Origin of the sequence: Streptomyces nidicola, assembly GCF_050106155.1 — a bacterium.
Classification (GTDB): domain Bacteria; phylum Actinomycetota; class Actinomycetes; order Streptomycetales; family Streptomycetaceae; genus Streptomyces.
In genome coordinates this window covers 5,128,563-5,147,492 of record NZ_JBNBPI010000001.1, presented here as the reverse complement: position 1 = coordinate 5,147,492, position 18,930 = coordinate 5,128,563, and the positions used below count along the sequence as shown (strand labels likewise).

Below are 18,930 nucleotides of genomic sequence, written 5' to 3'. Positions count from 1 at the left end.
AGAGATCCAGGAGTTGAACACTGCCCGCCCGGACCAAAAACATGCGCGATTCGGACATAGGGAACCGTTGCAAGCACGCATGCCGGAATAACGCCCGGCGGCGATCACAGATGCAGAAGCATCCGGCTGTTGCCCAAGGTGTTCGGTTTCACTCGTTCGAGACCGAGGAACTCCGCTACACCCTCGTCATAGGAACGCAGCAGCTCACTGTAGACATCGGTGTCGACCGTATCGACAGGTGTCTCACCGATCTCCACGAAGGCGTGCTTGGCGAAGAACTCGACTTCGAAGGTGAGGCAGAAAACTCGCCGAACACCGATCCAGCGCGCGGTCTGCAGAAGCTTCTCGAGCAGAAGATGTCCGACACCGGACCCCTTGACCTGCGGATCCACCGCGAGCGTGCGGACTTCCGCGAGGTCTTCCCACATGACGTGCAGTGCGCCGCAGCCGACCACGGCCGCGTTGTCGTCGCGTTCCGCGACCCAGAACTCCTGGATGTCCTCGTAAAGCGTCACAGTGGCTTTGTCGAGCAGGATCCCCTGTCGGCTGTACGCGTCGAGCAGGCGGCGCACCTCCGGCACATCGGCCGTCCTCGCCCTGCGTACGGTGACTGCTTTACGGGTCGATTCGACGGGTGACGCGACTTCGGGGAGCTCTGCTGGCATGTCCGGACGCTATCGCCCGGCTCCGTCGCCCGCTTCCTCGGGGGCCGAGGGGACTTCAGCCGGCAGTTCGGGCGAGACGATCCGCATGGCATCCCTGAGTGCCTCGCGCTGCCCCGGCGACATCATCCCGAAGAACGCGACGAGGGCGGCCGCCGGGTTGTCGCTCTGCGCCCAGGCCTCGTTCATCAGCGCGGCCGAGTACGCGGCCCGTGTGGAGACCGCCTCATATCGATAGGCCCGGCCTTCCGCTTCGCGGCGCACCCAGCCCTTCTGATGGAGATTGTCCAATACGGTCATGACGGTCGTGTAGGCGATGGACCGTTCCTGTTGGAGGTCCTCCAGGACTTCCCTCACGGTGACCGGGCGGTTCCACTTCCACACCCGCGTCATCACTGCGTCTTCGAGTTCTCCCAAGGGGCGCGGCACGAGAAGCACAATAGTGGGAGAAGTCGGTAATTCAACGTGGGACGTGGCGACGACCGCCAACCAATGACAAAAGGGGCGCCCAATGGGCGCCCCTCACTGCGGTTTCCGTGCCGGTCGCGGTGCGCTCAGGCGCTCGCGCCCGGCTGCGCGCCGCCACTCTGCCGGGCGGACTCGGCGCGCGCGATGGCGGCGTCGACGGCCGCGTCCTCCTTGGCCTTCTTGTCGCCGCCCTGCGACTTCACGATGGTCACGATCAGACCGATGAAGAACGCGGCCATCACGACCGGGGGCACGAGCGCGGAGACGTAGTCCATGCCCCCAGAGTAGCTACCCCACGGCCAGTCTTTGCGTGGGGGCCGGGGGTTGGGCGGGGCGGCGTTTCGGGGGGAAGACCTCGGCGGGGGTGGGGACCGGGCGCTGCGGGGTCCCGGGGGCCGGCTTGGCGGGCTTGCCGCCGTCCGCCGCCGACAGGCCGCCGGGGAGGGCGAGCAGGTGGGTGCGGGAGGCCGGGACGCGGGTCCGGTACAGCGCGTCGAACTTGTCGCGTACGCCCTGTTCCGCCAGGTCGTGGCAGCGGGCGAGGAGGACCACGGCGGCCGGGTTCGCGGGCAGCGCGCGCAGCGCCGCGAGGTCCTCGGCGCCGGGCTTGTGGCCCGCCGCCAGAGCCTCCTTGAGGAGGCTCAGATAGCCGGGAGCGGAGCCGGGCAGGGCGGCCCGGTAGCGGTCGAGGTCGGAGCGGAGGAAGGCCCGCATGCGGATGCCTTCCCGGCTCGCTTCGTCGACCGACTCCGCGAGTCGCAGACAGGCCCGGACGTCCTCGTCCGAGGCAGGGCTGGGATGAAGGGCGAGGGCGAGGGCACGTCGGAGCACACGCAGCTCTTCTGCGCCGAACGCCATGCCGCCGCGGTTTCCGTAGGGCGTGGGCATGAAATGACGGTACGGCCTATTACGGACAAATCGGCTTAACCGGCAATTTCCGGGCGCGCCCTCGCCGCGCTGCCCATCAGAGCCGCGAGACGTTCCGCTCGTACACCAGGCGCAGCCCGATCAGCGTCAGCCACGGCTCGTGCTCGTCGATCACGGTGGCCTCGCCGAGGACCATCGGCGCGAGCCCGCCCGTCGCGATGACGGTCACGTCGTCCGGGTCGTCCGCGAGCTCCTTCGCCATCCGGTTCACGACCCCGTCGACCTGGCCCGCGAACCCGTAGACGATGCCCGCCTGCATCGCCTCGACCGTGTTCTTGCCGATGACGCTGCGCGGCCTGGCCAGCTCGATCTTGCGCAGCTGGGCGCCGCGCATGCCGAGCGCCTCGACGGAGATCTCGATGCCTGGCGCGATCACGCCGCCCGCGTACTCGCCGCGCGCGGACACCGCGTCGAAGGTCGTGGCCGTGCCGAAGTCCACGACGATCGCGGGGCCGCCGAACATCTCGACGGCCGCGACCGCGTTGATGATCCGGTCGGCGCCGACCTCCTTGGGGTTGTCCATGAGGATCGGCACGCCGGTCTTGATGCCGGGTTCGACCAGCACGGCGGGTACGTCGCCGTAGTAGCGGCGGGTGACCTCGCGCAGCTCGTGCAGGACCGAGGGGACGGTCGAGCAGATCGCGATGCCGTCGATGCCGTCGCCCAGCGCGTCGCCGAGCAGCGGGTGCATGCCCATCAGACCCTTGAGCAGGACGGCCAGTTCGTCGGCCGTCTTGCGCGCGTCCGTGGAGATGCGCCAGTGCTCGATGATCTCCTCGCCGTCGAACAGGCCGAGGACGGTGTGGGTGTTGCCCACGTCGATGGTGAGCAGCATCAGGCGTCCGCCTCGCGCAGGTCGAGGCCGATGTCGAGGATCGGCGAGGAGTGGGTGAGCGCGCCCACGGCGAGGTAGTCGACGCCCGTCTTCGCATACGTAGCGGCGTTTTCCAGCGTGAGGCGGCCCGAAGACTCCAGGAGCGCGCGGCCGTCCGTGATCGCCACGGCCTCCTCCGTCTCGCCCGGCGTGAAGTTGTCCAGGAGGATCAGGTCGGCGCCCGCGTCGAGCACCTCGCGCAGCTGGTGCAGGGTGTCGACCTCGACCTCGATCGGCAGACCGGGGAAGCGCTCGCGCACGGCCTGGAAGGCCTGGGCCACGCCGCCGGCCGCGACCACGTGGTTGTCCTTGACCAGGGCCGCGTCCGAGAGGGACATGCGGTGGTTGACGCCGCCGCCCATGCGGACCGCGTACTTCTCCAGGGAGCGCAGGCCCGGGGTCGTCTTGCGGGTGTCGCGGACCTTCGCCTTGGTGCCATCCAGAACGTCCGCCCACGCGCGCGTGGCGGTCGCGATACCGGAGAGGCGGCACATGATGTTGAGCGCGGTGCGCTCGGCGGTGAGCAGGTCGCGGGTGCGGGTGGTGACGGAGAGCAGCTTCTGGCCGGCCTCGACCCGGTCGCCGTCCTCCGCGTGCCGCTCGACCTCGAACTCGTCCGCGGCCACTACGGAGATGACCGCTTCGGCGACGCGCAGGCCCGCCACGACGCCCGCCTCGCGGGCCGTGAAGTCGGCGGTGGCGACGGCCGCTTCGGGGATCGTCGCGACGGTCGTGACGTCCACGCCGCCGTCCAGGTCCTCGGTGATCGCCATGTGGGCGATGTCCTCGATCTCGACCGGGTGCAGGCCCGCGTCGACCAGCAGCTGGGCGAGCGACGGGTCGAGGCCGCACTCCATGACGTCGGCGGCGTTCTCGTCATTGCCCTGCGCACAGCCGCAGTTGTCGCCGCAGCCGCCGCTTTCGGCGAGGGGGAGGTCGGGGGTGGCGCTCACGTCGGTCACTGCTCCTGAGGGTTTTCTGCCGTTTCCGGAAAGTCTGCTGTGGGTGTGGTGTACGTGGCCAGAGTCCTGTCCGGATTCAGGCGTACGACGATGTGGCGACGCCACGTGGCATCGTCGCGGTCCGGGTGGTCCTCGCGCCAGTGGCAGCCGCGGGTCTCCTCGCGGCGGCGCGCGGCGGCGACCAGGACGCGGGCCACGCACAGGAGGTTGGTGGCCTCCCAGGTGTCGACCCCCGGCTCGGACGTCTTGCCGTTCTCCGTGAGGGAGTTGACCGCTTCGGCGTGGATGCGGCCGAGCTGGGCCGCGGCCCCGGCGAGGGAGTCGGCGGAGCGCAGGACGCCCGCTCCCTCCGTCATCACGCGCTGGATGGCGAAGCGGGCCTCCGGGGGCAGGAGGGGGTGCTCCGGGGTCTGCGGGTGCTCGACGGGCGCGGGTACGCGCGCGTGGAGGCCGTTCTCCGCGTGCTGCCGCTCGATGTCGTCCGCGATGCGCTCCGCGTAGACGAGGCCTTCCAGAAGGGAGTTGGAGGCCAGCCGGTTCGCCCCGTGGACGCCCGTGCAGGCGGCCTCACCGCACGCGTACAGGCCTGGAACCGTGGTGCGCCCGGACAGGTCGGTGCGGACGCCTCCGGAGGCGTAGTGCGCGGCGGGGGCGACCGGGATGGGCTCGGTGACCGGGTCGATGCCGTGGGCGCGGCAGGCCGCGAGGATCGTGGGGAACCGGTTCTCCCACATGTCGGCGCCGAAGTGCCGCCCGTCCAGGTACATGTGATCGGCGCCCTGCTCCAGCATGCGCCGCGTGATGCCCTTGGCGACGATGTCGCGGGGCGCCAGCTCGGCGAGTTCGTGCTGGCCCACCATGAAGCGCACGCCGTCCGCGTCCACCAGGTGCGCGCCCTCGCCGCGTACGGCTTCGGAGACGAGCGGCTGCTGGCCCTCGGCGTCCGCGCCCAGGAACAGCACGGTCGGGTGGAACTGGACGAATTCCAGGTCGCTGACCTCGGCGCCCGCGCGCAGGGCGAGGGCCACGCCGTCGCCCGTGGACACGTGCGGGTTCGTGGTCGCCGAGAAGACCTGGCCCATGCCGCCGGTCGCGAGGACGACGGCGGGGGCCAGGACCGCGCCGACGCCGTCGTGCTGGCCCTCGCCCATGACGTGCAGGGAGACGCCTGCCGTGCGGCCCTCGGTGTCCGTCAACAGGTCGAGCACCAGGGCGTTCTCGACGGTTTCCAGGCCGCGCGCGCGTACCGCTTCGACGAGCGCGCGGGAGATCTCCGCTCCGGTCGCGTCGCCGCCCGCGTGCACGATGCGGCGCCGGTGGTGGCCGCCCTCGCGGGTCAGCTGGAGGTCGCCCTCGGTGGACTCGTCGAAGTGCGCGCCGGTCTCGATGAGGCGGCGGACGGCGTCGGGGCCCTCGGTGACGAGGGTGCGTACCGCCTGCTCGTCGCAGAGTCCGACGCCGGCGACCAGGGTGTCGTCCAGGTGCTGCTCGGGGGTGTCGCCCTCGCCGAGCGCCGCCGCGACGCCGCCCTGCGCCCAGCGCGTGGAGCCTTCGTCCAGGCTGGCCTTGGTGACGACGACCGTGCGCAGGCCCGCGGCCTGGCAGCGCAGCGCCGCGGTCAGGCCCGCGACTCCGGAGCCGACGACCACGACGTCCGCTTCGAGGTTCCAGCCGGGTGTGGGGGCGTGCAACCGTATGCCGGTGCTGCTCACTAGTGGCCTCCGAAGGTCAGCGGCAGGTTGTCGATGAGGCGGGTGGCGCCCACCCGCGCGGCGACCGCGAGGACGGCCTCGCCCTCGAAGCCGTCGGTCACGTCGGTGAAGTCGCGCGGGTCGACGAGGGCCACGTAGTCGAGCTCGACCGGCGGCTGGAGCCGCTTGGCCTCGTCGAGGATCAGGCGGGCCGCCGCGAGGACGGCCGAGGGGCGGCCCGGGGACGCCGTGGCGACCGCGTGCGCGTCGGCGGCGGCACGGGCCTCGCCGATCTTCCCGAGCGCCTTGGCCCGCGCGCGCGGGGTCGGGCTCTCGGCGGCACGCGCGCGAAGGGCCTCCTGCGCCGCATGCCGGTCGCGGCCCGTGAACAGGGCGTCGGAGAGGGCCAGCGCGGTGCGGCGCTCGGCCGGGGACAGATAGCGGTTGCGGGAGGAGAGCGCGAGCCCGTCGTCCTCGCGGACCGTGGGCACGGCGACGATCTCCACGTCGAAGTTCAGATCGCGCACCATGCGGCGCACCAGGGCGAGTTGCTGCGCGTCCTTCTGGCCGAAGAGCGCCACGTCCGCGCGCGTGAGGTGCAGCAGCTTGGCGACCACGGTGAGCATGCCGTCGAAGTGGCCGGGGCGCGAGGCGCCTTCCAGGCGCTCCCCCATGGGGCCCGCCGTGATGCGGACCTCGGGCTGTCCGCCCGGGTAGACCTCGTCGACGGACGGCGCGAACACGACGTCGGCACCCGCCTGTTCGGCGATCTTCACATCCGCGTCCAGGGTGCGCGGATAGCGGTCGAGGTCCTCGCCGGCGCCGAACTGCAGCGGGTTCACGAAGACCGTGACGACCACTTCGCCGTCCGCCCCCGCACGGGCCCTGGCCGCGCGGATCAAGGTGGCGTGGCCCTCGTGCAGGGCGCCCATCGTCATGACGACGACGCGGCGGCCGGTACGCGTGCGTGCCCGCATGTCCGCGCCCTTGTGGACGAGCCGCGCATGCGACGTCTTCGTAGGGCTCGCCTTGATGGAGTCCGTGGGGCTCGTGGGGCTCATCGGGTCTCCTCCGCACCGGTCGCGAGGACGCCCAGCAGGTCCTCGGCGAGCTCCGGCTTCAGCAGTCCGTGCGCGAGCGCGCGGTCGGCGGTCGCGCGGGCCATCGCGAGATAGCCGGCGACGGTCTCCGGGGCGTGCTTGCGCAGCTCCGTGATGTGGGCGGCGACGGTGCCCGCGTCGCCGCGCGCCACCGGGCCCGTGAGGGCCGCGTCGCCGGACCTGAGCGCGTTGTCGAGCGCCGCGCCGAGCAGCGGGCCCAGCATCCGGTCGGGAGCGCCCACGCCCGCCTCCCGGAGCAGTTCCATGGACTCCGCGATCAGGGTGACCAGGTGGTTCGCGCCGAGCGCGAGGGCCGCGTGGTAGAGCGCGCGGTTCTCCTCCGCGATCCACTCGGGCTCGCCGCCCATCTCGATGACCAGGGCCTCCGCGGCCAGCCGCAGTTCCTCGGGCGCGGTGACGCCGAACGAGCAGCCCGCCAGCCGCTGGACGTCGACGGCGGTGCCGGTGAACGTCATCGCGGGGTGCAGCGCGAGCGGCAGTCCGCCCGCGCGCAGCGCCGGTTCGAGGACCTTTGCGCCGTACCGTCCCGAGGTGTGCACGAGCAGCTGCCCGGGCCGTACGGCGCCGGTTTCGGCGAACCCCTCGACCAGGCCCGGCAGGACGTCGTCGGGGACGGTGAGGAGCACCAGGTCGGCCTGCGCGAGGACCTCGGCGGGCGGCACCAGGGGCACGTCGGGCAGCAGCGTCGCCGCCCGGCGCACGGAGGCGTCGGAGACTCCGGAGACGGCGACGGGGCGGTGCCCGGCCAGTTGCAGGGACGCGGCGAGCGCGGGACCGACGCGGCCCGCACCGACGACGCCAACGGTGAGGCGGGCGGGGCGGTCCTTGGGATCCATGGGCTCGGATCGTGGGTTCGGAGGGGGTGTTGTCACGAGGCGATGGCCTTCCGTTCCAGTCCGCTCGGGGTACCGGACGATTTCTCGTCATGTTAACGCTATCTGTGGGCGCGAGCCCTGGCTGTCCACAGGCTGTGGGCAAGCGCACGTGGGTGCGCCATGATCGACAGATGGACGGAACCGCCGAGAACACTGCCACGCCCGAGAAGACGCAGAACGAACGGCTGATCACCGCGTTGCGGGGAGCCAAGCGCAGGCTGGCCGGCGGGCCGAGGGAGGCCACGCTGGGTGAGCGGTGGGAGAGCCTCGCCGCCGCGGCGGCGGAGGCCGATCTGTCGGGCGACGTCGACATCTACGGGGACGGCATCGTGGCCGACCTGGAGGCGAGGGTCGCCGCGCTGCTCGGCAAGGAGGCGGCCGCGTTCTTCCCCACCGGCACCATGGCGCAGCAGGTCGCGCTGCGCTGCTGGGCGGGGCGTACCGGCAACTCCACGGTGGCCCTGCACCCGCTGGCGCACCCGGAGGTCCACGAGCGCGAGGCGCTGACCACGGTGTCGGGGCTGCGCACCGTGCACCCCACGCGCGCGGCGCGGCAGATCGGCGCCGACGACGTGCACGACATGGACGAGCCGTTCGGGACGCTGATGCTCGAACTGCCGCTCAGGGACGCCGGGTTCGTGCTGCCCACCTGGGAGGAGCTCGAGGAGGTCTGCGAGGCGGCACGCGCGCGTGACGCCGTGATCCACTTCGACGGGGCCCGCCTGTGGGAGACCACGGTGCACTTCGGGCGCCCGCTGGACGAGATCGCGGAGCTCGCGGACAGCGTCTACGTGTCGTTCTACAAGTCGCTCGGCGGCCTCAGCGGCGCGGTCCTCGCGGGCCCGGAGTCGTTCGTCGGCGAGGCCAGGGCGTGGCGGCACCGCTACGGGGGCCAGGTCTTCCAGCAGTTCCCGCAGGCGATCGCGGCGCTGGCGGGTCTTGAGCGGGAGCTGCCGCGGCTTCCCGAGTACGTGGCGCACGCGCGCGTGGTCGCGCACGCGCTGCGGGAGGGGTTCGCCGAGGCCGGTGTCGCCGGGGCGCGGGTGTTCCCCGAGGTGCCGCACACGCACCAGTTCCGGGTCTGGCTGCCCTACGACGCCGAGGCGCTCACGGAGGCGGGGATCGCGCAGGCGGAGGAGGCGCGGACGGCGTTGTTCGCGCGCTGGTCGGACGAGGGTTCGGTGCCGGGGTTCGCGACCACGGAGGTCACGGTCGCCGGGGCCGGTCTGGAGTGGGGCCCGGACGACGTCCGCGCGGCCGTCGCGGACTTCGTGGGGCGGATCCCCTCGTAGGGGGTGGGCTCAGCAGCTCGTAGGGGCTGGCTGAGCGACCTGTTGGGGGCGGGCTCAGCGACCTGTTGAGGGCGGGCTCAGCAGCCGGCGGGGTGGCCCCGGCGCCCCGAGAAGCGTCGTCCCGACAGCCGGCGGGTCAGGGCCGCCCGGATCCGGCCGCGGGCCGGGCGTCCCGCCACGACCGCCTTGAACCGGCGGTAGTCGCGCAGCTCCCGGAGGGCGGCGACGTCGTTCAGACCGGGGGCCGGCGGGGCGGCTTCGCCGCGCTGGGCGGCCCGGTAGAGGTCGATGGCGTACTGCTGGGTGACGCTCATGTCGAACACCTCGCCCTTCATCTCGATTGTCGCGCTGTGCCCCGGAATCAGCCTGTTTGCTGCTGTTCGGGGCCGATGGGTACGAGATTGCGCCGGGCGTCGGCGCCCGGTCACGTCGATTGACGGGAGTCGTCAATCGACGGCCCGACTGTCAGTGGCGGCGTGCACCATGGGGTCATGAGCGTGAGCATCGACATCACGGGCCTGGCGCCCGAGCGGATCCATGTCGTGCCCTCACCCCTGGCCGAGCTGGGCATGGCGCTGCACGCGCTGTCGGAGCCCGCCCACCACCCGGGGCTGCAGGGGTGGACGACGAGCGTGTCCGCGTGCCTGGACCCGTGCCTCGCGGACCGGATGTGCGAGGCGGACTTCCTGTGGCGGACGACGTTCTCGGACGTCTTCACCCCGTCCGCCGGGGTACCGGGGCAGCGCACGCTGCCCGGCGCCACGCTCGCCGAGGAGCTCGACCTGCTCGACAAGCTCTCCGACGAGCAATTCGTAGACGCGGCACTGGAGTTCACATGCCAGTCGCAGTACGCGGAGCGCGCGGTGAACCGGCTCGACGACCCCGGCACCCGCGAGCGCGCGCTCGAACTCGCCGCCGCGCGCGGGGCGCCCCAAGTCCGGTTCACCCAGCGCCTGCTGGAGGACCCGCCCGCCGTCAGGTCCTGGTTCCGCGAGCTGATGCAGGACTGCGACGAGGCGTTCTTCTCGGACGTGTGGGCGCGGGTGCGGCACCAGCTGGCGGCCGACGCGCGGCACAAGACGGAGGTGCTGCGCCGCAAGGGCCTCGGGGAAGCGCTCGCGGCGGCCTCCTCAGCGGTCGCGCTCGACGAGGCGGGTCGCACGATCGTCGTCGACAAGATCTCCGTGGGACGTACGGAGACGGGCAGCGGCAATCTGATCCTGACGCCGACCAGCCTGGGGTGGCCGCATCTGTGGGTGCTGCACCGCAGCGGCTGGCAGCCGATGATCACGTACCCGATCGCCTCCCCCGGGCTCACGACACCGCCCTCCGTGGAGCAGCTGACGCGGCGCATGTCGGCGCTCGCCCACCCGGCGCGCATGCGGCTGTGCCGGCATCTGGCCCGGGGCCCGTACACGACGAGTGAGCTGGCCGACGCGCACGGCATGTCAGCGCCGGAGATATCCCGGCACCTTTCGGTGCTGAAGAAGGCCGACCTGATCACGACGCGGCGGCGCGGCCGCTATGTGCAGCACCAGTTGGACCTGAGCGTGGTCTCGCGCCTCGGCGGGGACTTCATCGAGGGGGTGCTGCGCTGACCGGCCGGGCCCGGCCGGTCGGGGCTCAGGCCCCGGCGCCGCCGGCCCGGACGAGCCCCGTCTCGTAGGCGAGGACGACGACCTGGACGCGGTCGCGCAGGTCGAGCTTGGTCAGGATGCGGCCCACATGGGTCTTCACCGTGGCCTCGGACAGCACCAGGCGCGCGGCGATCTCGCCGTTCGAGTGCCCCTGGGCGACCAGGACCATGACCTCGCGCTCGCGCTCGGTGAGCCGCTGGAGCCGCTTGTGCTGCGGCTGGTCGGGGCCGCTGGGCAGCATCGGGGCGAACCGGTCGAGCAGGCGCCGGGTCGTGGACGGGGCGACCACCGCGTCGCCGCTGTGCACGGCGCGGATCGCGGTGAGCAGCTCGCCCGGGGGCACGTCCTTGAGCATGAAGCCGGAGGCCCCCGCTCTGAGCCCCGAGAACGCGTACTCGTCGAGGTCGAAGGTGGTCAGGATGAGGACCTTGGGCGGGTCGGCCTCCGCGCAGATCCGCCGCGTCGTCTCGACCCCGTCGAGCTTCGGCATGCGGACGTCCATGAGGACCACGTCCACGGAGGTCGAGCGCAGCACCTCCAGCGCCTCGACGCCGTCGCCCGCCTCTGCGACGACCTCCATGTCCGGCTGCGCGGCGAGCACCATCCGGAAGCCGGTGCGCAGCAGCACCTGGTCGTCGACGAGCATGACCTTGATCGACATCGGGCGGTCCTCACTTGTACGTGTCGGTGGACTTGCCGGTGGACTTGTACGTGGCATCTGTACGCGTCATCGGTGGACTTGTACGTGTCAATGGGCGGGCTTGAGAGGCAGCAGCACGCTGATACGGAAGCCACCGCCGGGCCGTGGTCCCGCGTCCAGCGTGCCGCCGACCATACCGACGCGCTCGCGCATCCCGATGAGGCCGTGGCCGTGGCCGTCCGCGCCCCCGTCCTCGTACAGCTCGTGCGGGGCGCCCTTGCCGTCGTCCTCGACGAGCAGGCCGAGGCCGTCGTCGAAGTAGACGAGGCGGACGCTGGCGCCCGCGTTCGGACCGGCGTGCTTACGGGTGTTGGTGAGGGCTTCCTGGACGATGCGGTACGCGGTCAGCTCGACGCCGCTGGGCAGCGGGCGCGGGGTGCCCTCCACCCTGAAGTCGACCGGGAGGCCCGCCGTGCGCACCTCGTCGACGAGCTCCTCTATCTGCTCGACGTCGGGCTGCGGAACGTACTCGCCGGCCTCCTCGTGCTCGCCGGTGCGCAGCACGCCGAGCAGCCTGCGCATCTCCGCGAGCGCCTGCCTGCCGGTGCCCGAGATGGTCTCCAGGGCCTTCTTGGCCTGGTCTGGCGCCTGGTCGAGGACGTAGGCGGCGCCGTCGGCCTGCACCACCATCACCGACACGTTGTGCGCGACGACGTCGTGCAACTCGCGTGCGATGCGCGCCCGTTCGGCCGCCACCGCGACCTTCGACTGCGCCTCGCGCTCCTTCTCCAGGCGGTTGGCGCGCTCCTCCAGCTGTGCCAGATACGCGCGTCTGGTGCGCAGCGAGTCGCCGAGCACCCAGGCGAGGGCGAACGGCACCATCTGGAAGACGGTGACGAGGATCTGGCCCGTGGTGCTGATGTCGCCGACGGTGGGCCAGCGGAGCTGGGAGAGCGGCGCCGCGAACAGGCCGCCGATCAGGCCGAGGCGGGACGCCCAGCGCGGACCGTTCACCGCGCAGGTGTAGATGATGACCAGCATCGCGAAGTCCGACGGATTGACCTTCCCGTCGAACACCAGCTGGCCGAGGCCCGTGGCCACCGCGAGCAGCAGCATCTTGTCCGGCATCCGGCGGCGCAGCGCGACCACCACGGACATCAGGCCGGCGCTGACGAGCAGCGCCGTCTCGTTCCCGTACGACGCACCGCCGGTCCCGTTGGCGCCCACCATGGTCACGGACATGCCGAAGAGAATCACGGCCCAGAAGCCGTCGACCCACGTCGGGTGTCTGCGGAGGAAGTCGTAGACGCGCTGCACGTAACCCAGAGTAGGTAAGCGTGCAGCGTGCAGGGGTCAACCGGAGGGTCGATCCGGACCCGGCGCGCGTACTCCTGAAGGTGGAGGGACCCCACGGCGCACGCGCCCGGCGCACTTAGCCTTCAGGTGTGGAGAACGGACAACAGGGGGCACCGCGCGGGTGGCGCGCGGCCACCGAAGAGGCGCTGTACGGACCGGCCGGCTTCTACCGGAGGCCCGAGGGTCCTGCCGGGCATTTCCGCACGTCGGTGCATGCGTCGCCGTTGTTCGCCGGGGCGGTCGCCGAGCTGTTGTGCCGGGTGGACGCGGCCCTCGGCGAACCCGCCGAGTTGGCGTTCATCGACATGGCGGCGGGCCGCGGCGAGCTGGTTTCGCGCGTCCTCCAGGTGCTGCCGGAAAAAGTGGCGCTACGCGTGCGTGCCTATGCGGTGGAGAAGGCGGAACCTCCCGCAGGGCTCGACCATCGGATCGAGTGGCGGGCCGAGCCGCCCAGCGGTGTCACCGGACTCCTCTTCGCGAACGAGTGGCTCGACAACGTGCCCCTGGAGGTCGTCGAAGCGGACGCGGACGGCACGGCACGGCTGGTCCTCGTACGCGAGGACGGCACGGAGTCCCTCGGCCGGGCGCCGCTCGACGAGGCGTGGGCGGGCTGGCTGCGTCAGTGGTGGCCGCTGCCGCCCGAACCAGGCCTGCGCGCCGAGGTCGGGCTGCCCCGCGACGATGCCTGGGCAGCGGCCGTACGCGCCCTGGAGCGCGGCCTGGCGGTCGCGGTGGACTACGCGCACACGCGGGCCTCCCGGCCGCCCTTCGGCACGCTCACGGGCTTTCGCGAGGGCCGCGAGACGGCTCCCGTACCGGACGGCTCCTGCGACATCACGGCGCACGTGGCTCTGGACGCGTGCGCGACCGGTCCGGCCGCCCGGCTCCTCACGCAGCGCGCTGCCCTCCGGGCCCTCGGCGTCACCGGAGGCCGCCCGCCGCTGGCCCTCGCCTCGCAGGACCCGGCGGCGTACGTCCGGGCGCTCGCGGGAGCGGGAGAGGCGGCGGAGCTGACCGCGCGGGGCGGGCTCGGCGACTTCGGCTGGCTGGTCGAACCGGTGCGCCTGCCGGGGGACGGCCTACTTGTCGATGTCCCCGACCACGAAGAACAGTGACCCGAGGATCGCCACCATGTCGGCGACGAGCGTCCCCGGAAGCAGCTCGGTCAGCGCCTGGATGTTGTTGTACGAGGCGGAGCGCAGCTTGAGCCGGTACGGCGTCTTCTCGCCCTTGGAGACGAGGTAGTAGCCGTTGATGCCGAGCGGGTTCTCCGTCCACGCGTACGTGTGGCCCTCGGGCGCCTTGAGGACCTTCGGGAGGCGCTGGTTGACCGGGCCCTGCGGGAGGTCCGCGATCCGGTCGAGGCAGGCGTCGGCGAGGTCGAGCGCGTTGTGCGCCTGCTCCAGGAGGCACTCGAACCGGGCCAGGCAGTCGCCTTCTTGTCGCGTGACGACCTTCAGGGTGTCCTGCAGCTCTTCGTAGGCGAGGTACGGCTCGTCGCGCCTGAGGTCGAAGTCGACGCCGGAGGCGCGGGCGATCGGACCGCTGACTCCGTAGGCGTGCGCGGCCTCGGCGGACAGCCTGCCCACCCCGCGCGTGCGGCCCCGGAAGATCTCGTTGCCGAGGACGAGGTTGTCGTAGACGTCCATGCGGGAGCGCACGCTCGCGACGGCCGCACGCGCGCGGGTGGTCCAGCCGAGCGGCAGGTCCTCCTTGAGGCCGCCGACGCGGTTGAACATGTAGTGCATGCGCCCGCCGGAGACCTCCTCCATGACGTTCTGGAGTTCCTCGCGCTCCCGGAAGGCGTGGAAGACGGGCGTGATTCCACCCAGTTCGAGCGGGTACGAACCCAGGAACATCAGATGGTTGAGCACCCGGTTCAGCTCGGCGAGCAGCGTCCGCAGCCACACGGCGCGCTCCGGTACCTCCATGCCCAGCATCCGCTCGACGGCGAGCACGACGCCCAGCTCGTTCGAGAACGCGGACAGCCAGTCGTGGCGGTTGGCGAGCATCACGATCTGTCGGTAGTCGCGCGCTTCGAAGAGCTTCTCCGCACCGCGGTGCATATAGCCGATGACCGGCTCCGCGTGCTGGATCCGCTCGCCGTCGAGCACGAGACGCAGGCGCAGCACACCATGGGTGGAAGGGTGCTGCGGACCGATGTTGAGCACCATGTCGGTGCTCTCCGCGGCACCACCGATGCCGACCGTGGCCTGAGTCGTGGGCGTCATGCCGACAGTGTCTCCTACGTAGGGTGGGCGCATGGAAACAGGGGCAACGGGGACTTCGGGCGTCGCGGGCACTCCCCCTGAGGCCGAACCCGCATGGAATGGCCTGCCACCTGGCCTGTTGAGGCTGCGCCGCCTGTTGCTGGTGCTGTGGCTGGTGCCGCTGGCCGCGGCGGCCGGGGCGCTGCTGTGGATCCTCGCGGGGCCGGCCTGGGCCGCGTTCGCGCTGCTGCCCCTGGCGGTGCTGCTGTGGGGCTGGGTGATGCTCGGCCGCAACTGGCGCTCGTGGCGGTACGCGGAGCGGGCCGACGACCTGCTGATCAGCCGCGGCATCCTGTGGCACCAGGAGACGATCGTGCCGTACGGGCGGATGCAGCTGGTCGAGGTGACATCCGGGCCGCTGGAGCGGAAGTTCGGCCTGTCCAGCCTGCAACTGCACACCGCCGCCGCGGCCACCGACGCGACGATCCCCGGCCTCGTGCCCGCGGAGGCCGAGCGGCTGCGCGACCGCCTCACCGAACTCGGCGAGGCCCGATCGGCGGGCCTGTGACGGCCTCCCGCGCCTCCGACGGCGCCCCGGCCCAGGAACCCGCTCAGGACGCGCGAGAACGGCGCCTGCACCCCGTCACGCCGCTGCGCCGCGCATGGGCGCCCATCGCGATCCTGCTCGGCTGGGCCGTCCACGACATGGACCAGGCACAGCGCCAGCTCGCCAATCTCAGCACCGCCGTGCTGCTGATCGGCATCGGCGTACTGGTTCCGGCGGCCGCCCTGTACGGATTCCTCACCTGGTGGTTCACGCACTTCGCGGTGACCGACACCGAACTGCGCATCCGTACGGGCCTGTTGTTCCGCCGCACCGCCCACATCCGGCTCGACCGCCTCCAGGCGGTGGATGTCACGCAGCCGCTTCTCGCCCGCTTCGTAGGCGTGGCCAAGCTGAAACTCGACGTAGTAGGCACCGAAAAGAAGGACGAGCTCGCCTTCCTGGGAGAGCGCGAAGCCGGGAAGCTGCGTGCCGAACTCCTCGCCAGGGCCGCCGGATTCGCGCCCGAGTCGGCGCGGGACGTGGGCGAGGCGCCGGCGCGGCCGATCCTGCACACGCCCCCGCGGATGCTCGCGGTGGCGCTGCTCCTGACGGGCGCGCCCTGGGCGATGCTGCTCGCCGCGGTCGCCGTCCCGGTGCTCCTGTGGTTCGCCACCCACAACCTGTGGACAGTGCTCGCGGTCGCGGTGCCGCTGGTCGGCGGGGCCTTCACCAACAGCGCGGGCCGGTTCATCAAGGAGTACGACTGGACGGTCAGCGAGTCCCAGGACGGGCTGCGCATCGACCACGGGCTGCTCGACCGGGTGCACGAGACGGTGCCGCCGGGGCGGGTGCAGACCGTACGGATCGTCGAACCGCTGCTGTGGCGGCGCCGCGGCTGGGTCCGCGTCGAGCTGCACGTCGCCGGGTCCTCGAACACCGCGCTCGTCCCCGTGGCGCCGCGCGAGGACGCCGAGGACGTCGTCGCGCGGATCCTGCCGGGGGTCACGGTGCCGAAGCCGGCCGACTTCGCGGGGGTGCCGCGGCGCGGGCGCTGGTGCGTGCCGCTGTGGTGGCGGAGCTACGGAGTGGCCGTCACGGAAACGGTGTTCGCCGCGCGCCACGGACTGCTGCAGCGCCGCATCGCGCTCGTCCCGCACGCCAAGGTGCAGAGCGTGCGCCTCACCCAGGGGCCCTGGGAGCGGCACTGGCGGGTCGCCGATCTGCACCTGGACACGGGCGCCAACAAGACGGTGACGGCCCGCCTGAGGGACGTGGACGAGGCGTCCGATCTCCTGCGGGCCCAGGCGGACCGTTCCCGCACGGGTCGGCGCGACGCGCGGCCGGACCGGTGGATGGCGGGGGCGTGAGGGTTCCTTGACCGGGAGAACGCTTGACCGGAGGAACGAGTGACCGGGAGAACGGGTGAGGGGCGAGCCGGCTGCCCGCCGACTCGCCCCTCACCCGCTCGATCTCATGCCTGACGTGTCACGCCTGAAGCGTCATGCCTGAAGTGCCGACCTCAGCTCGCCCATGTCGATCTGCTCCGTCTCGTCGTGCGCGGTCAGGTCGATGACCTGCTGCTCACGCTCGGCGTCTTCGGAGGCTGCGGAGGCGTCGGTGGCTTCGGCGTCTTCGGAGGCTTCGGGGGCACCGGCCTCGACCTGAGCCCCGGTCTCTGGCTCGTCCGCCTCGTCCACCTCGGCCGCGACCTCCGCCGCCAGTTCCTCCCCCACGACGTCCGCCAGATCTTCCTCGCCCTGCAGGGAGCTCCCCGCGCCGAAGAAGTCGAAACCGCCCTGGGGGACCTTCCGCACGGGTGCCGCGGGTACGACCATCGCGGCGGCAGGCACGGTGAAGTGACCGGCCGCCGCCTCGGGCTTCCCCTGGGAATCGGCCTCCTCCGCCGCGTGCGCCGCCGGTTCGGGCCGCGCGAGCCGCTTGAGCGCGGCATTGGCCTTCCGATACATCTCCGGGGTCGGCAGGCCCGGCACGGCCGGGGGCACGGGCGGCAGCGCCCTCGCCGGGGCGGCGGCCTCTATCGCGAGCCGGCGCCGGCCCTCGAGCGCGCTGGCCCGCTCCGTCTCCGCGTTCGCATACCGCCGCAGCAGCGCCGCGTGCTCGCCCCGCAGCGCGGCGAGCTCCGCACGCTTCGCCCGCAGCTTGCCCTCCAGGCGGGTGCGCAGCTCACGCGACTCGTCGAGGTCGCCCTCCAGCTCCGCCACGGCCTCCTCGTGCCGCCACCGCTCGCTCGCGGCGCCGCGCGTCAGCTCGGCGACCCGCTTGCCCGCGAGCCGGTCCCAGCGGCGCATCACCACGGCGCCGATCACCGCGGCCGCCGCGGCCGCCGCGGCGACGCCCCGCAGCACGAGCGGATCCTCGGACAGCCAGGCGGCCCCCGCACAGACGAGAGGCACACCGGCGATCACCGTCGGAGGCAGGAGGCGGTGCAGGGGCGGAGAATGGCGGTGGCGTCCACGTGGCATGGCCAGAAACTTACCGCGCGTAGGCAAATCGCGAAGCCCCGCCCGGCAAAATTCGGACACGCCTGTCACAGAAACCACCTAACCCCCGTACAGGCAAGGCCACTTACCGCGAGCGATACCGCCCATCCCTCGATCCGACGACACGCGCCGATCAAGATCATTTGGCGATGAGGTCCTTGGACTCCAGATACTCCTTCGCGACATCGCCTTCCTTCTGCCGCTCGGCATCGACCTTCCGGTTCAGCTCGACGAGATCATCCGTCGTGAGCGTCTTCGTCAACTTCCCGAGGACATCGGCAATCTTCTTGTCGCCCGCATCCTTGGCGTTCACAACCGGAACGATGTTGTCCGCGTTCTGCAGCTTCTTGTCGTCCTCCAGAAGAACGAGCCCGAAGTTCTCCAGCGTCGCGTCGGTCGTGGTCGTCAGGACCAGCTGGTCCGTGCCGGTCTTCACCGCCTGCTTCGACTGCGTGGTGCCGACGCCCTTGGGGTCGATTCCCGTGACATCGATCCCGTACGACTTCTTGAGCCCCGGCGCGCAGAACGGCCGGGTCTCGCATTCGTCACCGGCCGCGATCTTCACCTTCTCGCCCGACTTGCCAAGATCCGAAAGGGTCTTCAACTTGTGCTTCACGGCAAAGCTCTTGCTCACCGCGAACGCGTTCTGATCGACGGCCTCTCCCGCGTCCAGAACCTTCAGCCCCTGCGGCTCGGCCAGCTTGCGCAGAGCGGTCACCGTGGCATCGACATCGCTCGACGCGACCGGCTTCGCCTTGGACCCGTTCTTCTTCAGGTTGAGGAATTCGGCGAGCGTCGCCGCGTATTCGGGCACCACGTCGATGGCGCCCTTGGCGAGCTGCGGTTCGTAGATCTCGCGGTTCTCCACCGTCTTGACCGACGCGTCGTATCCGGCGTCGGCCAATATCTGCCGGTACAGCTCACCGAGCACCTTGGCCTCGGTGAAACGCGCGGCGCCGATGACGACCTTGCCCTTTCCGCCGCCGCCACCCGACGCGCTCGCATCGTCCTTGTTCTCAAGGCTGTCGCCACCGCCGCACGCGGTCAGCCCCGCGGTCAGCGCACCCACGGTCACGGCCGCCAGGGCCACTCGACGCGTTCTGCTGTTCATCGCTCTCCTCGTCGCACTGCCGGAACTGACAACAAACACAAGCCATCGGGGCCGGG

20 protein-coding genes are annotated in these 18,930 nt (G+C 71.5%); 5 read left to right on the top strand and 15 right to left on the bottom strand.

Translation table 11 applies throughout. From position 1 onward, the window contains the following. Window positions 1–104: 104 nt before the first annotated feature. The 9 genes from ACOKM3_RS23460 to ACOKM3_RS23420 form a co-directional block, all read right to left on the bottom strand. Window positions 105–665, bottom strand: a complete 561-nt coding sequence (locus tag ACOKM3_RS23460) for an amino-acid N-acetyltransferase (RefSeq protein WP_266711307.1) — start codon at window positions 663–665, stop codon at window positions 105–107. Between the two features lie 9 nt (window positions 666–674). Beyond that, window positions 675–1,091, bottom strand: a complete 417-nt coding sequence (locus tag ACOKM3_RS23455; protein ID WP_326020051.1) for a BlaI/MecI/CopY family transcriptional regulator — start codon at window positions 1,089–1,091, stop codon at window positions 675–677. A 125-nt stretch (window positions 1,092–1,216) separates the two neighbouring features. After that, window positions 1,217–1,405: a hypothetical protein gene (locus tag ACOKM3_RS23450; RefSeq protein ID WP_426903004.1), complete on the bottom strand. Its 189-nt coding sequence runs from the start codon at window positions 1,403–1,405 to the stop codon at window positions 1,217–1,219. A 13-nt stretch (window positions 1,406–1,418) separates the two neighbouring features. Further along, a complete protein-coding gene (locus ACOKM3_RS23445) occupies window positions 1,419–2,018 on the bottom strand; it encodes a hypothetical protein (protein WP_426903003.1) in 600 nt (199 codons plus the stop codon). Window positions 2,019–2,094: 76 nt separating this feature from the next. Then, window positions 2,095–2,892 carry a type III pantothenate kinase gene (locus tag ACOKM3_RS23440; RefSeq protein WP_426903002.1) on the bottom strand — a complete coding sequence of 266 codons (798 nt, stop codon included), beginning with the start codon at window positions 2,890–2,892 and terminating at the stop codon, window positions 2,095–2,097. Beyond that, entirely contained in the window at window positions 2,892–3,893 is a 1,002-nt protein-coding gene (gene nadC, locus ACOKM3_RS23435) for a carboxylating nicotinate-nucleotide diphosphorylase (protein ID WP_426903001.1), read from the bottom strand. The genes ACOKM3_RS23440 and nadC overlap by 1 nt, the downstream gene beginning before the upstream one ends. Beyond that, window positions 3,890–5,605 (bottom strand): L-aspartate oxidase, encoded by a 1,716-nt coding sequence (locus ACOKM3_RS23430; RefSeq protein ID WP_426903000.1) that lies wholly within the window; start codon window positions 5,603–5,605, stop codon window positions 3,890–3,892. The genes nadC and ACOKM3_RS23430 overlap by 4 nt, the downstream gene beginning before the upstream one ends. Further along, the gene (panC, locus tag ACOKM3_RS23425) at window positions 5,605–6,561 is read right to left on the bottom strand and encodes a pantoate--beta-alanine ligase (protein ID WP_426906878.1); all 957 of its coding nucleotides are present in this window, start codon (window positions 6,559–6,561) and stop codon (window positions 5,605–5,607) included. The genes ACOKM3_RS23430 and panC overlap by 1 nt, the downstream gene beginning before the upstream one ends. Before the next feature lie 80 nt (window positions 6,562–6,641). Next, window positions 6,642–7,541: a Rossmann-like and DUF2520 domain-containing protein gene (locus ACOKM3_RS23420; RefSeq protein ID WP_426902999.1), complete on the bottom strand. Its 900-nt coding sequence runs from the start codon at window positions 7,539–7,541 to the stop codon at window positions 6,642–6,644. A 170-nt stretch (window positions 7,542–7,711) separates the two neighbouring features. Between ACOKM3_RS23420 and ACOKM3_RS23415 the strand changes: the two genes are divergently transcribed. After that, entirely contained in the window at window positions 7,712–8,872 is a 1,161-nt protein-coding gene (locus ACOKM3_RS23415) for a threonine aldolase family protein (RefSeq protein WP_426902998.1), read from the top strand. Between the two features lie 77 nt (window positions 8,873–8,949). On the opposite strand, the gene ACOKM3_RS23410 is transcribed toward ACOKM3_RS23415, so the two are convergent. Further along, window positions 8,950–9,186: a hypothetical protein gene (locus ACOKM3_RS23410; protein ID WP_426902997.1), complete on the bottom strand. Its 237-nt coding sequence runs from the start codon at window positions 9,184–9,186 to the stop codon at window positions 8,950–8,952. A 177-nt stretch (window positions 9,187–9,363) separates the two neighbouring features. Between ACOKM3_RS23410 and ACOKM3_RS23405 the strand changes: the two genes are divergently transcribed. Further along, window positions 9,364–10,470, top strand: coding sequence for a DUF5937 family protein (locus ACOKM3_RS23405; RefSeq protein WP_426902996.1), 1,107 nt, complete (start codon window positions 9,364–9,366; stop codon window positions 10,468–10,470). Window positions 10,471–10,495: 25 nt separating this feature from the next. Here the strand turns inward: ACOKM3_RS23405 and ACOKM3_RS23400 are convergent, their stop codons facing one another. After that, window positions 10,496–11,170, bottom strand: a complete 675-nt coding sequence (locus ACOKM3_RS23400; protein ID WP_426902995.1) for a response regulator — start codon at window positions 11,168–11,170, stop codon at window positions 10,496–10,498. Window positions 11,171–11,257: 87 nt separating this feature from the next. After that, window positions 11,258–12,466, bottom strand: a complete 1,209-nt coding sequence (locus ACOKM3_RS23395) for a sensor histidine kinase (RefSeq protein ID WP_426902994.1) — start codon at window positions 12,464–12,466, stop codon at window positions 11,258–11,260. Between the two features lie 128 nt (window positions 12,467–12,594). On the opposite strand from ACOKM3_RS23395, the gene ACOKM3_RS23390 reads away from it, so the two are divergent. Then, window positions 12,595–13,620 carry an SAM-dependent methyltransferase gene (locus tag ACOKM3_RS23390; protein ID WP_426902993.1) on the top strand — a complete coding sequence of 342 codons (1,026 nt, stop codon included), beginning with the start codon at window positions 12,595–12,597 and terminating at the stop codon, window positions 13,618–13,620. Here the strand turns inward: ACOKM3_RS23390 and ACOKM3_RS23385 are convergent. Then, a complete protein-coding gene (locus tag ACOKM3_RS23385; protein WP_426902992.1) occupies window positions 13,585–14,736 on the bottom strand; it encodes an NADH-quinone oxidoreductase subunit D in 1,152 nt (383 codons plus the stop codon). The genes ACOKM3_RS23390 and ACOKM3_RS23385 overlap by 36 nt on opposite strands. Before the next feature lie 31 nt (window positions 14,737–14,767). Here ACOKM3_RS23385 and ACOKM3_RS23380 point away from each other — a divergent pair, with 31 nt between their 5' ends. Beyond that, complete coding sequence (locus ACOKM3_RS23380; protein ID WP_426902991.1) at window positions 14,768–15,283, top strand: PH domain-containing protein; 516 nt, start codon at window positions 14,768–14,770, stop codon at window positions 15,281–15,283. Then, entirely contained in the window at window positions 15,280–16,629 is a 1,350-nt protein-coding gene (locus tag ACOKM3_RS23375; protein ID WP_426902990.1) for a PH domain-containing protein, read from the top strand. The genes ACOKM3_RS23380 and ACOKM3_RS23375 overlap by 4 nt, the downstream gene beginning before the upstream one ends. A gap of 132 nt (window positions 16,630–16,761) precedes the next feature. Here ACOKM3_RS23375 and ACOKM3_RS23370 read toward each other — a convergent pair whose 3' ends face one another. After that, on the bottom strand, window positions 16,762–17,745 hold the full coding sequence (locus ACOKM3_RS23370; protein WP_426902989.1) for a hypothetical protein: 984 nt from the start codon (window positions 17,743–17,745) through the stop codon (window positions 16,762–16,764). Window positions 17,746–17,902: 157 nt separating this feature from the next. After that, on the bottom strand, window positions 17,903–18,874 hold the full coding sequence (locus ACOKM3_RS23365; protein WP_426902988.1) for an ABC transporter substrate-binding protein: 972 nt from the start codon (window positions 18,872–18,874) through the stop codon (window positions 17,903–17,905). Between the last annotated feature and the right edge of the window lie 56 nt (window positions 18,875–18,930).

Excerpts from the sequence above, each read along its gene's own strand:
- ACOKM3_RS23460 (WP_266711307.1), bottom strand. The coding sequence starts at position 665 with ATGCCAGCAGAGCTCCCCGAAGTCGCGTCACCCGTCGAATCGACCCGT.
- ACOKM3_RS23450 (WP_426903004.1), bottom strand. The coding sequence starts at position 1,405 with ATGGACTACGTCTCCGCGCTCGTGCCCCCGGTCGTGATGGCCGCGTTC.
- ACOKM3_RS23445 (WP_426903003.1), bottom strand. The coding sequence starts at position 2,018 with ATGCCCACGCCCTACGGAAACCGCGGCGGCATGGCGTTCGGCGCAGAA.
- ACOKM3_RS23440 (WP_426903002.1), bottom strand. The coding sequence starts at position 2,892 with ATGCTGCTCACCATCGACGTGGGCAACACCCACACCGTCCTCGGCCTG.
- panC (WP_426906878.1), bottom strand. The coding sequence starts at position 6,561 with ATGCGGGCACGCACGCGTACCGGCCGCCGCGTCGTCGTCATGACGATG.
- ACOKM3_RS23420 (WP_426902999.1), bottom strand. The coding sequence starts at position 7,541 with ATGGATCCCAAGGACCGCCCCGCCCGCCTCACCGTTGGCGTCGTCGGT.
- ACOKM3_RS23415 (WP_426902998.1), top strand. The coding sequence starts at position 7,712 with ATGGACGGAACCGCCGAGAACACTGCCACGCCCGAGAAGACGCAGAAC.
- ACOKM3_RS23410 (WP_426902997.1), bottom strand. The coding sequence starts at position 9,186 with ATGAGCGTCACCCAGCAGTACGCCATCGACCTCTACCGGGCCGCCCAG.
- ACOKM3_RS23405 (WP_426902996.1), top strand. The coding sequence starts at position 9,364 with ATGAGCGTGAGCATCGACATCACGGGCCTGGCGCCCGAGCGGATCCAT.
- ACOKM3_RS23400 (WP_426902995.1), bottom strand. The coding sequence starts at position 11,170 with ATGTCGATCAAGGTCATGCTCGTCGACGACCAGGTGCTGCTGCGCACC.
- ACOKM3_RS23385 (WP_426902992.1), bottom strand. The coding sequence starts at position 14,736 with ATGACGCCCACGACTCAGGCCACGGTCGGCATCGGTGGTGCCGCGGAG.
- ACOKM3_RS23380 (WP_426902991.1), top strand. The coding sequence starts at position 14,768 with ATGGAAACAGGGGCAACGGGGACTTCGGGCGTCGCGGGCACTCCCCCT.
- ACOKM3_RS23370 (WP_426902989.1), bottom strand. The coding sequence starts at position 17,745 with ATGCCACGTGGACGCCACCGCCATTCTCCGCCCCTGCACCGCCTCCTG.
- ACOKM3_RS23365 (WP_426902988.1), bottom strand. The coding sequence starts at position 18,874 with ATGAACAGCAGAACGCGTCGAGTGGCCCTGGCGGCCGTGACCGTGGGT.